Here is a 15953-nt window from a genome sequence, read left to right as displayed (position 1 = left end):
TTTTTGTATAGTACACGCCCGGCGGAGACAGGGCCGGCACAAGGCCTTGCCCAACCGAGCGGTTAAAAAAGAAATGGGTTACGGGTGTGTGCCCCGCCGAAGTGTAACGGGTGACGCGTTCATCGTCCGTGCCCGAAGCCTCGGTCTTCCGGGTCATAACAAAGGCGGGGCGTAGTCAGTCAAGGAGTCAAAACCTACAAGCTGCAAGGCCTGTGACGGCCCCTGGCGAGGGGGAGCGGTCGGCCCCTACTTGTCCCCTTTAAGCTTCAGAATAAACATGTTGATTACAAAACCAATCACAAATGCAATTACTATCTGTATGACAAATGCAATGGGAAGAAAAGGATCTAAATAGCCCATAAAAATATAAGCCAACACTTGGAAACAAATTGATGTTAGAACACTAACTATGGCTGATATATATACTGCACTTGTTAATGACTTTACTTTTTTACTGAAAGCAAAGTTCAGTGCGATAATAACTATAAAAAAAATAATTATTGGCATTTCTCCTCCATTCTATAATAATGCAACGACTTCTCTTTAAGGCGGGGGAGTTATACAGCTACAATGCTCCTGTGCATTATTAAATGCTGTGGCACCGAACCTTCTAACTGCATTAGCATATCTCCTTGCCCATGTTCTACATACAGACTGTCTCATTGGGCGTGTTATTCCGCTACATGAACCTAACATACATGATTCAAAATTGTCATCACATTGTCTCTGAGAATTACCACATGTTCCATAGCATTCATCATGAGCTACACAACAATCAGAGAACTGAAAGTTAAAGGGATTATCAGGGACTAAAGCTTCATTCCACCCACTACCACATGTTTCCAATCCTTCACTATCGAAATGGTTAATGGGCTCGGAGCTGGCATAAACATAAAAGTTCACCCCTCCTTCAACCCCATTCGGATCCGTCCTCAGATATCTCCCCGTCCCCGGCTCATAATATCTCCACCAATTATAATGCAGGCCGGTCTCTTCATCGTAGTATTGGCCCGGGAACCGCAGATTATTCTCAACCGTCTCAACCTCAACCACGGCCTTGCCAAAGCTCTCATACGTCGCGCTCCAGACCACTTCCCCGCTCCTGGCCGTCAGCTTCTGCGGGGTACCGAGGTGATCGTTGTGGTAGAAGTAATAACTCCCACCGCTCTTCATGAACAGCGGATCGGTGCCCCACGTTCCGCCCGGCTGCCAGCCATAGGCCTTGACCACGGTTCCGGAGGCATCTATTTCCGCCACCAGGCCTTCATCGGCATAATGGAAGTATGTCTTTGCGCCGCCGACATCTTTCCACAGCCTGCGGCCGAACGGGTCATAATAGTAGCTCGCCGTCAGCGTTCCGGAGTTCGGCAGGCCGTTCCAGACCTGGGCCAGCCGGTCTTCGGTGTTGTAGACATAGCTGAAGACCACGCCGTCCACGGTCTTTTTAACGGTGTTGCCGTTGGCGTCGTATTCGTAACTGGCGGCCTGAAGGCCGCCGCTACCGGATTCCTCGTTGAAACTGGGCAATGACAATAATTCATTATTTTCGTTATATGCCCAGGCCCCGTCCCGATCCGCCGAGGTCAGGCGGTTGCCCACGCCGTCGTAGGTAAAGGCTTCGTCCGTCAGGCTGACGGCCTCCGGGTTGTCAACATCCGTCAGCCGGTGCAGGGCGTCGTATGCATACCCATAATCCCCGTGCTCTGTGGTTTTGGCCGTGATGTTGTCCATATTGTCATGGGTATAATTGTAATTCAAGAGTTCGTTGGCGCCCGGGTCCTTGGCCGTGATCTGGCTGATCCGCATGAGCGGGTCGTAAGAAAATTCCTTTACAGCCCCGCCGGGCAGGGTCATGCCTGAAGGCCGGTTCCAGGAGTAATCGTTGACGGAGATAAAGCCGGCATCCGGGATCTGCACCCCGGCCAGGCGGTTGGCCGTGTCATAGAGATAGCCGTAGGTGACGTTGTCCGGCCCAGTAAAGCTCTCCTTGAGGCCGTTCTTCAGGTAAGCGTAAGAATGCGTTTTGCTGAACGTCCCGTCTCCAAAATTAATCGTCTCGCCCGTCTTTCTGCCGGCGGCATCGTAAACGTAAGCTGCCGAAGACGAGGTGATGCCGGCGCCGTTTTTGTCCTCATACCCGGTCAGGCGGCCGGCATTGTCATAGGTGAACGTCACGGTCTTGACCAGAACGTTGCCAGCGTCATAATACCGGGTCTCGGTCATCTGGCCGGCGGCGTCATAGGTGTAAGCCGCGCGCTGGCCTTTGGCGTCAAGCTTTTCCGAGAGGCTGCCCGAGTCATTGTAAGCATAGGTCGTCTGCTGACCTTCCGGCCGGGTCTCCCGGGTCAGGCGGTTGTTCAGGTCATACGCAAAGTTCGTGGTCTGGCCCTCGGCATCGGTCAAAGAAACCAGGTTGTTGCGGTTGTCGTAGGTATAGGAGGTTTGGCCCGAGGCCGGGTCGGTCACACGGACCAGCCGGTTTAAGGCGTCGTACTCGTAATACGTAATCCGGCCGTCCTTGTCGGTTTTTTCGATCAGGTTGCCGACGGGATCATATCCGAACCGGGTCTCGACGGTATATCCCCCGGTTGAGGATGACGGAGAAATGATGTCCTGCTCGGCGGCCTTGCGGTTGCGCTCGTCATAGGTAAAGGCCTTGCTGAACGTGGGATAGGTGATGCGCATGGGCTGGTCCGCGCCGCCGGAGCAGGAGGAACAGCCGCTTGCGCCCGCGTCGCCGTACTCGGTGACAGTTTCGTTGCCGGCGGCATCGATGGTTTTTACCAGCCGACCGCGGGAGTCGTATTCATAATCGGTCACGGCCCCTTCCGGGTCAATGGTGCCGGTCAGCTTGCCGCCATAGGCATAGGCGAACTGGGTGACCAGGTTTTGGGAGGGGTCGTTTTCGTTCAGGACCTGGATCTGTCTGACCAGGTTGCCGACCAGGTCGTATTCAAACCGGGTCTGCCTGTCGTCCGGCCCGATCTCCTTTGTCTTTCTGCCGGAGGCGTCATATTCGTAAGCAACGACGCGGTGCAGCGGGTCTTCGGCGGTGAGCATGTTGCCGGAGGCGTCATAGGTATAGGTCCAGACGTGGTTATCGTCATCAATCCGGGTCAGGACATTGCCCATGAGGTCGTGGGTAAAGGTGGTGGTATGGCCTTCCGGATCGGTGACCGAGGTCTGGTTGCCAAGACTGTCATAGGTCATGGTGGTGACGATGTCCGGCGTGCCGATGACGCGGGTCTCGGTCAGGTTGCCGGCCGCGTCGTAGGTGTAGCGGGTGACGCGCTCGTCATCCGTGCCCGCGGCCTCGGTCTTCTGGATCATCCGGCCTTCGGCGTCATAGCCATAGGCGGTAACATGGCCGTTCTCGTCGGTCTCGCGGATCTTGCGGTGGAAGACGCGATCGTACTGCCGGCTGACGGAAGAACCGTCCGGATATTCTATTTTGACGATATCGCCCCATTCGTCAAAGTACTTGATGGTCACGCGGCCGTTCAGGGTGGTGCGTTCGGTCCGGCCGATCTTTTCTACGTTAAACAGGGTCTGCCCGTTGCTGTCCCGCCTTCTTACGTAACCGGACTCATCGTACCAGATCTCCTGGAGCTGTCCGGCGGAGTCCTGAACCGCGGCGTAATGCTCCTTTTTCTCCGGAAAATAATTATAACTGAAGAACTTGCCTTCACCCTGGCCGTTCTGGACGGACTTGACCATGTCCATGTCGTTGTAGGTTATGGTGTAGCCGTTGGGATCGGCGCCCGGATCGGCCGGCAGGGTCACCGTGGTCAGCCGGCCTTCGGCGTCATAGGTGTAGGCGGTCTGGCGGTTGTCCACGTCCGTTACCGTGGCCAACAGGCCTTGCGGGTCGTAGGTGTACGATACCCGGCGGTTCTGGTTGTCTTCGGCCTCGATGATCCGGTCGCTGCCGTCATAGGTGAGCCACAGGAACTGCTGGTTGTTGCTGTCGGCAAAGCCGGACACGTGCTGCTGACCGTCATAGAGCAGATAGCGCTTGATGCCGGTGGCGTCGCCCACGGCCGTCAGGCGACCCTGGGCATTATAATATTTAACGTCCCCGAACCGGCTGCTCCAGACAAAGGTATCGTCCATCTGCTGGGCGATCTTAAAGCTGTTATTGGTAAACAATGCCTTGACGCCCGTGGGCGTGCCGGTTGCCTTGCGGTATTTAATACTGTCCTTGTCGATTACATCAATTTGAGAACCTGAATATTCCATCTTCAGATTGTATTTAGCCAGGCCCCAGTCCCATTGCTTGTCACGGTACTGCCGGGCCAGCTCGAACCGGCCGCCGGGCACCTGGAGGGTCAAGTCGGTGTCTTCACGGGTATAGGTAAAATGGAGCAGATCAACCTCGGAGCCGGTTTGCATCGTGCCATTTAATAAGTAAAAGCTTTTTATTTCACATGTCTCCTCGTCCGGCTCAGGGCAGTCGGGTTTGGGGGCGCAGGCCGCCGCAAAGTCTCCACCGAAAAGGCCGTCTTCACCTTTTTCAAGCTCGTCAAGGTCCTTGTTGATCATATCAAGCTTATCCGGGTCAATGCTTCCCTCCCCTTCCTCTCTTTCCGTCGGAAGGTCGATGCATTTCTCTGCGAAAAAGCAGTTGTCTTTCCATGTATAGCAACTCATAAAGGAGCCAGTAAGCGTTGTTCCATTGGCGCATGTATATGTATAAGAGGTATAGCCGCAGGCCCTGTGGTCTGTGCAGCACTTTTCCAGCCCGCCGGTTCCTTCTTCGCCGGTCGCGCCGGAAACCTGGAGGCAGGTGATCCGGTACGGCACGGAAACGCTCTGATGGGGAAGGATGCTGTCCGGAACACCCAGGTATTCGACCCGGTAATACTTGCTCGAAGGCGGGGTCATGACGACATCATCGGCCCGGATCAGGCCGTGGTTGGTCAGGGTGATCTCGCCGTTCATGACGTCGCCGACCTTCATGCCGGAAGGGATCGGGACCACGACCGGATCGGCCACGACCACCGCCGCCGGAACGTCGGTTTCAAACTTGGCGGTATAAATAATATCATATCTGTCCACGATGGTGGTCTCCACCACCTCCCATTCCACCGTCACCAACTGGCTGGTCAGGAACACCTCCTGAGCCTGGGTGATGCCGGGCTTGATCCAGATCCGGCCGGAAGCCTCCTCGTGATTGGCCGCCCGGATCCGGTAAAGGTAGCTGCCCACGGGGATCTGACCGGACAGGGCCTCGCCCTGGGCGTCGGTGGTCAGGGTATAATCCGCCATGGTGGCTTCGTTCCGCAGGGTGATCCTGGCGCCGGCCAGGCCGTAAATGGGCGTTCCGCTATCATCCGGGGTGCCGGTGTAGATGTCGCTGACCTTGAACAAGGCCCGGCCGGTGACATCCGTGGTCACGATGGCTCTTAACAGAATATCCACCGCGGCATGGTTGAGGCTGGACACCCTCAGATAATGCGAGTAGATGCCCTGGGCCTGGGATGACGGCGGAGCAAAGACGATATCCACCCGCGAAGCGGCCCCGGGTTTGATGTTGCCCACCTGGGCCGAGGAGGCGATATAGATCCAGTTGGGCGCGGCATTGCCGCCGGCGTCTACCAGGGACAGGGATACTCCTTCCAGGTCGGCGTAGCCCTTGTTTTCCAGGGTAACGGTTTCGGTGACCGAGGTCCCCAGGTTGACGCCGGTTTCCACGTAATCCGGCGAATACCACAGGGCCGGTTGGGCTTCGATCAGATGGAGATTGACCGGCAGGGTGGCCCAGCCGCCGGCCGGGCCGTTGTCGCTGACCAGTCGCAGGACGATCTGACCGTTGTCCGCGGCGCTGTCGTCCGCCTGGACGGAAAAGGAGACCTGGCCGTTGGCGCCGGAGGCCAGATTGATTGGCGCGCCGGGGCTGACCGTCACTCCGGCGGGCAGGACGCCGCCGGCCTGATCTCCGGCCAGGTATTCAAAGCGCAGATTGGTAACGGCCGTGCCGCTGCCGGCGGTGGCCTTGAGGGTCACGGTATGGTCGTCGTTTCTGGGGATGGTCAGGTTATAGGCATTGTATTGCAGACTGACCCGGTTGATGACAAAGGTGCCCTGAACAGGCCGCTCGGTCAGCTCGGGATGAACGGCGCAGACCTGGTAGGCGCCGGATTCTCCGGCCGGCGGCTTGAACAGATAGACAAATCCGCCGCTGTTGTCGGTGTAAACGACGACCTTGCGCTCAAACCCCCGGCAGGTGATGACCACGGTCAGGGGTACGCCGGCCAGGGGAGCCCCGGTCGACCGTTCCAGGGCCCGGCCGGAGATGGTGATGTCGGTGTCTCCGGTGGAAGCGGCCGGAGTGATTGAGGTGATTTCGCCCAGGTAGGTGGTATCCGTCAGGGTCACGGCCGTGGAGGTGCTCATCTTGCCCAGAACGACTTCATCCGCCTGATGGTAATGATAATAAATATGGCCGATCTCCAGCCCGACCGTCAGGTTCTCCGGGGCGTTGGCCGATACGGACAGGGCGGTCGTGGCCGACTCGAACGTTCCGCCGGGCGGGATCCGGATCACGCTCGTCCCGTCGGACAGGGTCACGACGTTCGATCCGGTGGCGCACTGGTAGTTTTTTGCGGCCAGGTAGTTGCCGTCGGCGTCCGTCAGATAAAAAATCACCTCGTTGGAGGGGTTTTTACCGAAGTCCCGCGCGGAAATCAGCTCGATCTCTTCGGCGCAGGTGTTCTCCAGGCTGAACCGCACCATTCCCTCGCCGCCGCGGGTGAAGGTCTCGGCGGTCAGTTGCAGGCCCAGCAGGCCGTCGCCCACCTCGATTTCTCCGGTCCGGACGATTTCTACGGTCTCATTGACGTCTTCGGTAATCTCGATGACGGTGGTCATATTGGCTACGTCGGGCAGGTCACTGTAACCGCCGACGATGACCGACACGGTCTTGCTCTCTCCGGCGGCCAGGGAAAAGGCGGGCGATTGGTGCGAACGGACGGCGCCGCCGGCCAGGGTGACATCCACCCTCAGGGCCATGTTGGTAATGTCGGTCGAAGACTGGTTGGTGACCGTGTACGGCAGGGCGTTCATGATGCCGCGCTTGAGGGCGGCGCCGGCGGCCAGGCCGGCGGTCACTTTCGGCAGGGTGATGGAGCGTTCCAGGCTTTCCACATCCTGCGCGTTGACGGCCGTAACGGTATAGGTGCGTTGATCGCCGGCGTATCCGGTATCGGTATAGGTATTGGTCGTAATCAAGTCGGGGGCGAGGAGCCTTTTGACGGCCCCTTGACCCAGATAAATTCTGCACCCGTCTATATTGCCGGGCGGGGTCCAGGAGACAATGGGTGCCGCCAGATCCGTCTGATTGATATGGAGGGCGGACACCGGCAGCAGGCTAAAATCCAGGTAAGCGCTCGTCGACGGTTCAGAAATATTGCCGGCCGCGTCCACCGCCGCCACCACATAATAATGGGCGGTCAGGGACGGCTGGGGATCTACCACCGCGGTGTTGGCCATGGGGATGCCCTTGATCAGCGGCGTCATATTCGTGATGGAAGTAATGTCCGAAGCGGCGCGATAAAGACTGAAATTCACCGGTTCGGTGTAATTCTGAGGCGTCCAGGCGGCATTAATGCCGTTGGCCGCAAGCGTCAGCGAAAGATTCGTGGGCGGGGCCGGGGCCAGGGAATCGGACATGACCGTTATAGTGACGCTGCGGGCGCTTTCGGCGGTCTGGCCGTTGACCTGGCGGAGGCTGGTAACGGCATAAACGTGGCTGCCTTCGCCGGCCGGGCTGTCATCAACCAGTTCCGTGATATTGCCGCCCAAGGGCGAACCATATGCCGCCAGTTCGGACTCGTTCGGACCCCGGCGGTAAATCTGATAACCGGAGGCGTTGTCCACAGGATTCCAGGTCAGCTTGATGACGCCGCTGGCCTGGGATATTCCGGAAAGGCCGGTCGGAGCCGCCAGTGACGGCAGAACGCCCTTATAAATCTGGAACTGGTTATCGGCGGAAACGGTCGTTCCCACGTTGCCGAGAGCATCCACGCCCTCAAAAACAAAAGAGAGGTCCTCGCTGTCCGAAGAGACGGTGATGGCGGGGATGATAAAGACGGCCTGCCAGGTCTGGGCGTCATCGGACTGGGGAGGATCGATTTCCACCAGGGAATCGATCGGATAAGGAACCGCCGGGTTACCGGAGAGCGCCCACTGGATGTTTGGCGCGTCCAGGCTCTGGGATATCGGCTCATCCAGGCCGAAGACGGCGGTCACCGTCACGGCACCGTTATTGTCAATGGGCGCGGCCGGCTGAACTTCCAGCCGTCGGACTTCCGGCCCGCGGGTGTCGATCCGGATCCGGCGGTCTTCTTCCTGCTGAATGTCGGAGCCGCGGTTGCCGACCTTGTCCCGGGCTGAAAAAACGGCATAGGTCATGGCCGAAATGGTTCCGGGCGATACGGTAAAATAACCGGCGTACTGGGTATCCGACAACCGGGTCAGTTCAACCGGTATCAGCGCCCCGCCGTCAGGCGCCATGCTGAAAAACGGCGCGGCCATGAGCGCTTCACTGACCTGCAGGGTAACGTTCACCCGGCCGGGACCCATGGCGCCGGTGGCTGAATCAACCGGCCCCTGGGGGGTATAAGTGATGTTGACCGCTTCCGGGCCGGTGGCGTCGGATTGAACGGTCACCTCGTTGGACAGAAGACTTTCATTGCCGGCGCTGCTGACGGAGGTGACGCGGTAATGGTAAAGGCCTTCCGTCGGCGCATCGACATACTGCATTGTTTTCACCGGAACGCTGTTGACCCGGGTCGCTCCGCCGGTTGAATCAAACGAAGCGGTGTGGCGATAAATATTAAACCCGGCCAGATCGGTGGCCGTACAATCCCAGATCAGCTTGATTTTCCCGGCCTCCAGGGGGGCCGCAGTCAGATGCGCGGGCGCTTCCGGTATGGCCGTGTTCAGGATAACCGTAACGGAATTGCTGTCCGGGCTTTGCCCGCTGCGATTCGCGGCTCTGGCCTTGATAACGTTCGGGGTGATGTCGGAAGATCCTTTGACCAGCGTGACACGGCCGGAAAAAGAACGGGAAGCGCTGGTGGTGACGGTCTCCGCCTGAGGCGTATCATTGACGTAATAGGTGATGGTCGACAGGGCTTCGGCCGTACCGGTGACCGTGATGACGGTCTGATTGGTCTCAAAACCGTTCGCCGGGCTGACGATCTGGGGTGCGGCCGGCGCGGGCAAGTTTATATTAAAATTGAAGTCCTGGACACTCTGATTGCCCAGGGTATCGTAAACCGTGACACGGAGCAGATAGTCATTACCGTTCGCCAGGGTCAGGATGTTCATATTATAGGTGTAGGGGGATGAATAGTCCGTGGTGGTGTAAACGGTGTCACCTCCCTTTAGCACCATGAAAACCACCCGGCTGATGCCGGCCGTATCGGTGGCCGCGACCTGGATCGTGCCGGAGGTCGAGATGGTGCTGCCGGAAAGGTCGGTACCGTTAAAGGTGACGGCGCCGATCTGAGGCGGTTGGGAATCGGCCTGGGGGGTGGCCGGAATCTCGGTGACGCTGGTTGTCTTGCCGTTGGAGATATTGACCGTGACCACGGCAAAATAATAGGTCTGACCGTTGACCAGATTGGACATTTTGACGGATGTGGACGAGGTCGTTGTTACCGGCGTCAGGCCGCTGACCGAGGGAGAACCTTCCACCGTCGGGAAATGGGCCGTGCTTTTATAAACCGCGTAGTGCTTGAAGGGGGTGACGGGAACGCTGTCGTTTAACGCCGGCGCGCTCCAGGTCAGATTCACGTACCCGTCGTGAGCGTCCGCCGATAAGCCGGTCGGGTTGGCGATCAGGGTGGCGGCGTTGATCTGCACGCCGGTGGCCACGTTACCGTCATTGTCCACGGCCACGATCCTGAACGTATAGGTGGAGGCAGGATTTAAGCCGGTGGCGGTATAGGTATTGGTTCCGGCCGGAATGACGACGCCGGTCGTATCACCATCAAAGAAAACCTTGTGGTGGGCAAGGTCGGATGACGCGGACGGCGTCCAGGCAAAAGTCAGGCTATTATTCTGGCAATCGGAAACATAAATACCGGTCGCCTCGGCCGGCAGGCCGGTGTCAATGGGAGCGGCTAGGACGGCGTTGACGGCTGGGTTAAACTGGTCGGTGGCGTCAACGGCCACCAGGGCAAAGCAGTATGAACTGCCCCGGGTCAGGCCGGTAGCCTGATAGGTGGTGGTTCCGGACGGAACCGTGGCAATGGGGGTCAGGCCGGAGACATCGGTCAGTGCGCAGGCGCCGTCCACCGGGGCGTTGCGGTAAACAGCATAATGATCAACATCACCCCCCTGGGCGGTTTCGTTATAGGTCCAGCTCAGGTTCACCGTGGTGCCGTCGCCGTTGCCGTCAGCGCTCAAGGTAGTGACCGGCTCGGGGACAACATTGTCCCAATAGATTTCCACGGGGGCGGCCGGGGCGCTCTGGTTGCCGGCCCGGTCGACTGCCTTAAACACAAGGGTATTGGCACCCTCGGCCAGGGTGGCCGTGTATTGCCAGGTGGTTAAGGCGGTATGGGCCACGACCTCGGTGTCATTTAATAATATGGAAGCATAGGCTTCCTTGGTCCCGGAAATACTTTGAGAACCGGCGCTGGTGCGGGCGGGAACCGGATTGACCACCGGAGCCTCCGGCGGCGTGCCGTCCACTTCAAAATGGCAGATAGACTGAGGCGACTGATTACCGACGCTGTCCTGCAGCCGGATCGTTACCGTATAAGCCGCTTCACCGAACACACCCCCGTCCGGGGTAAATATCAAATGCGTGTCGTCGGACAACTGCCAGGCGCCGTTGACGGGGTTACCGTCGCCATCTTTAACGGCATAGAGGGAATTGTTCAGATCTATACTCCCGTCGGCATATTCAATAAACGTGACTACAACCGCCTGGGGCGCATTGGCCGGAAGGAAAAAGGAGCCATTGGCCGGGGTAATGCCGGTGACATTGGGCGGAGGCGCCTCGACGCAGGTACTGGCGGAAGTCCGGAGAGGATCGGCATTCACTTTATTGTTGTAATTCGTACCGTTTCCGATCCACCAGTTGTTCCCGGCGATGACAGTGGTGGTGGAGGTGCTGTTATAGGCGCCATACCCGGAATTGTTCATAAAATTGTTGCCATCGATGGAGGCTGGCACCGCGCTGCCGGCAGCGTAAAAGCCATGGACGTTTTCTATTAAATTGTTGCAATCGATGACGGCGTTATTGCAGCCGGTTCCGTAGACATAGACGCCGGAATGGCTGCTCTGTCGGATGATGTTGTTCTGGATGGTGGGGGATGCGTTATCCAGATAAATGTTGGCGTTGGTTGTATTACCGCCGTATTCGACAATGCAGTACGACAGTCGGGTAGACGCATCGGTCGTATAATTATCAAAATAGATCCCTCTCCAGTCGCCCGGCGCCGGGTTGGCGGCATTGGAGGTAAATGTGATAGGATTTCCTTGCGTGCCGACCGCGTAAATCGCCCCCGTATACGTACTGTACGAAACATACAGTCCCGTGCCTGCGTTAAACTTTACGGTCGCACCGGGGGCAATGGTCAAAACCGCGCCATTTCGAACCGTCACATTGCCGGCGACAGCATACGGAAGATCCTGCTTTGCCCAGGTACAGGATCCTGTAATATTGCCGGCTCTTACCTGGATGCGGTCCTGACCATTGCCGGACCCATAACTGCCGGTTATATTATTGATGTAGCCCAAGGTGCTGATCGCGGCGCCGCCATTGGACACGAACTCATTGCCGCTGATCGTCATCCCGGTATGCGACCCGGTGCCATTTTCGCTATATATACCATTGGACTGGTTGCTGCTGATGTGGCAGTCGGATATGGTAGGATATGAGGCATTAAGATATATCCCATGGGCACTGCTGTGGCGGATAATACAATTCTGGATGATGGGGGATGCGTTATCCAGATAAATATTGGCGTTGATTGTATTCCCGCCGTATTCGACAATGCAGTACGACAGTCGGGTAGACGCATCCGCCGTATAATTATCAAAATAGATCCCTCTCCAGTCGCCCGGCGCCGGGTTGGCGGCATTGGAGGTAAATGTGATAGGATTTTCTTGCGTGCCGACCGCGCAAATCGCCCCCGTATACGTACTGTACGAAACATACAGTCCCGTGCCTGCGTTAAACTTTACGGTCGCACCGGGGGCAATGGTCAAGACCGCGCCATTTCGAATCGTCACATTGCCGGTGACGGCATACGGCAGATCCTGTTTTGCCCAGGTGCAGGAGCCGGTAATATTACCGGCTCTTACCTGGATGCGGTCCTGACCATTGCCGGCCCCATAACTGCCGGTTATATTATTGATGTAGCCCAAGGTGCTGATGGCGGCGCCGCCATTGGACACGAATTCATTGCCGCTGATCGTCATCCCGGTATGCGAACCCGTGCCATTTTCGCTATATATGCCATTGGACTGGTTACTGCTGATGTGGCAGTCGGATATGGTGGGATATGAGGCATTAAGATATATCCCATGGGCACTGCTGTGGCGGATAGTACAGTTCTGGATGGTGGGGGATGCGTTATCCAGATAAATGTTGGCGTTGGTTGTATTACCGCCGTATTCGACAATGCAGTACGACAGTCGGGTAGACGCATCGGTCGTATAATTATCAAAATAGATCCCTCTCCAGTCGCCCGGCGCCGGGTTGGCGGCATTGGAGGTAAATGTGATAGGATTTTCTTGCGTGCCGACCGCGTAAATCGCCCCCGTATACGTACTGTACGAAACATACAGTCCCGTGCCTGCGTTAAACTTTACGGTCGCACCGGGGGCAATGGTCAAGACCGCGCTATTTCGAACCGTCACATTGCCAGTAACAATATAGGGACTTCCCGCGACCGTCCAGGTGGTACTTGCGGTAATGTTTCCGCTGACATTGGTCGCGGCCGCGGCCGGATATCCTGCCGCCATCCATCCCAGCGCCGCCATCAATAAAGTGATCAGGGCACGCGCCACAGTTGTCCGGAAATTCAACAAATCTTTACCAGCCATTCTCTGCCTCTTGCCGAATAACAAAGCCGTCATGGAATATGACCTCCGATTATCGATCACCGCAGCTCTTGCATTTATTGTATGACTTTACCCTCTGCTCGCGGGGAGCATGGGATAAGGCCAGGTTGTCAAGATACATTTTATAGACATTCAAGCCGCCTTTGAGAAAAAACAGGCGGGTAGCGCCCGCTGATAAAAGTTGTTTTCGGATGGCCGGATAACCTTCTCCGCTTTCGTTGAACACCAGCACGGAACCGGCCGGGTTGGACTGGTTATAGCTCTTGATCCGATCCGCTGCCTGGTCCGCTGGATTCAACAAGACCTCGCCGGGAAAAAAATTTTGATCCGGCCGGGCCGAGGCATTCACCGGTAAAAAGGAGTTGTACGCCGCTTCCTGATAAACATCGGCGGGGTCCGCCAGCCAGACATCCTCCCCGGCTATGGCGTCGCCGCTGACGGGAAGCCCTTTTTCCAGCCAGGCGTTGATGCCGCCGCGCAGAATGGCTACATCAAACCCCTGTTCCCGGAGTCGGCCGGCCTCTTTCTCCAAAATTCCATAATTAAATCCGTTGTTGGTCAAAACCAGCAGATCGTTTTTCAGATATGATTTTGTCTTCAAGGCATACAACGGTATATGAATGGCCTCAAGGATATGCAACCGGTCAAATTCGGCCCGATCCCGCACATCCGCCAGCACGACGGTGTTGCCCTGCTGCTTTTTGTGCAGCACCGCGTCAATGGTCCGCGACAATGTATAGTCATGGGACTTTTGAGACGAATCCGAAGATGCAAACCCCGACGTTTCCGGATCGGCGGCCAGGGCCGTGACCGCGAGCAATAGATTGATAATTATATAAAACGTCGGTAAGACATACTTCATATCCTTACTCCCGGGAACAACGGTTACATATCCATTCTTGTATCGTTTTACGTTCGTCATCACCCGGCTTGACCGGGTGATCCAGATCAAAAAGGCATTATTCTCCTTACGATCTTTTAATTCAGGTTGATCTCCACGATTTGCACCGGCCCCATCAGAACGTTGACAACGGAACTGTAAACCATGGCGCCGCCCTGGTCCGCCCGGAATTTGAAGGCTTTTTCCGGCAGGGTAAATTCCACGATGCCGGCACTGTCGGTTGTCAGGTTACGGTTGAGATAAGCGCCGGCGCCGGTAAACAGATAGACAACGGCCCCGGCCACATCAACGCCCGATCGGTGGACATGGACCCTCACCAGGTTGTGGGGAATGGTGACGGCGGTATCCGCAAACTGGAAGTTAGCCGACCAGAACTGGCTGCCCAGGTAATCCGCGCGAACCTTGTAGGCCTGGTCCGGCAGGTAGAACACCACCCGGCCGTCAACGTCGGTGGTCCGGCTCTGACTTAAATAGGCGCCGGAAGGCTTGAACAGATAAACGGGGATGCCCGCCAGCGGGGTCTGGCCCTGATAGTCCCTGGTAACCGTTATGGCCACGTTCTTATGCGGTATGGTCAGCACTTCGGAAAGCGAGGACGGAATGGTAAAGACACCCGTCCAGAACTGGTAGCCGAGATAATCCACCCTGATTTTATAAGTACCGTCGGCCAACTCAAAGGAGACCTGGCCTTCGCTGCTGGTGACGGCCGACTTGTTCAGGTAGGCGCCGGCGCCGGTAAACAGATAACAACTCGCCCCGACCAGGGCGTCGGTGGCGTTTTTCAGTACGGTCAGGGTAAAAGTGCCGCCGCCCACGGAAATCGGGATCGGATTGACCTGATCGGCCGTCAGCGCGGAAATGGCGCTCCAGTACTGACTGCCCTGATAATCGGCCCGGAACTTGTAATTACCGGCCGGAATCCGGAAGGTGGCCTGGCCACCGGAACCGCTGACGCCGCTGATGTTCAAGTAGGCGCCGGCGTTATTAAAAACATAGATGGGTATACCTGACAGGGGCTGCCCGTTGCCGGTTACGGTGATCTCCGCCTCGGCCAGGGGGATGGTGATGGTTTTATCCTGCCAGGTGAAAATATCGGACCAGTACTGACGGCTCAGGTAATCGGCCCGGACTTTATATGGCTGTTCAGGCAGATTGAAGATCGTCTGTCCGGCGGCATCGGTGGCTTTAGTCCGGTTCATATAAACGCTTGAATCGGTGAAGAGATACGTATTGACGCCGGCCAGGGGCTGGACCGTGCCCTGATAGACGCTGTTGACGGTAATTTGCGTGTCCTGATGCGCGATGGTCATGGTTTCGCCCAGGGTGTCCGGCACGGTCAGCAAATCCGACCAGTACATATACCCCAGATAATTGACGCGGAACTTATAATCGCCATCGGACAAATCGAAACCGACCTGGCCGGAGCTGTCGGTCACGTCCGTCAGCCCCAGATAGGCGCCGTTCTCGTCAAAAGCATAACAGTCCGCGCCGATCATGGGCAGGATGTCGCTCTTCATGACCGTCAGGGAGAATACGCCGCCGCCGGTGTGAATGTTCACGGGATTATTCTGATCCGCGGTCAATTGGGCGGTTCCGCTCCAGAATTGATTGTTCTGATAATCCGCCCGGAATTTATAGTTACCGGCAGGCAGGCGGAACCGGATTTTACCGTCGGTACCGGTGGCGCCGCTGATGCCCAGATAAGCATCGGCTTCCGAAAACACATAGACCGGCACATTGGATAGGGGGACACCGTCCAGGACGGTGATCTCGACATCCGCCATGGGGATCTCGATGATCCGGTCTTCCCAGTTAAAAACCCCGGACCAGTAATGTTTACCGAGGAAATCCGCCCGGACTTTATAGACCCGCTCGGGCAGGTTAAAAACCGTCCGGCCGTCGGCATCGGTAACCTGGTTTAGGCCCATATAGGCGCCGGCTTCCGTGAACAGGTAAGCCTTGAGCC

The 15953-nt window shown here is 57.0% G+C and carries 3 protein-coding genes; all 3 read right to left on the bottom strand.

Annotated elements, in window-relative coordinates; genetic code table 11:
• Positions 1 to 543: 543 nt before the first annotated feature.
• Positions 544 to 13068 (bottom strand): right-handed parallel beta-helix repeat-containing protein, encoded by a 12525-nt coding sequence (locus AB1724_16295; GenBank protein ID MEW6079368.1) that lies wholly within the window; start codon positions 13066 to 13068, stop codon positions 544 to 546.
• 49 nt (positions 13069 to 13117) lie between these two features.
• Entirely contained in the window at positions 13118 to 13948 is an 831-nt protein-coding gene (locus AB1724_16290) for a rhodanese-like domain-containing protein (GenBank protein ID MEW6079367.1), read from the bottom strand.
• Between the two features lie 116 nt (positions 13949 to 14064).
• Positions 14065 to 15953 (bottom strand): hypothetical protein (locus tag AB1724_16285; protein ID MEW6079366.1); only part of this gene is annotated, 1889 nt, incomplete at its 5' end.

This window comes from Thermodesulfobacteriota bacterium, from assembly GCA_040753795.1.
Classification (GTDB): domain Bacteria; phylum Desulfobacterota; class Desulfobacteria; order Desulfobacterales; family Desulfosudaceae; genus JBFMDX01.
This window is presented reverse-complemented; position numbering and strand designations above follow the sequence as displayed.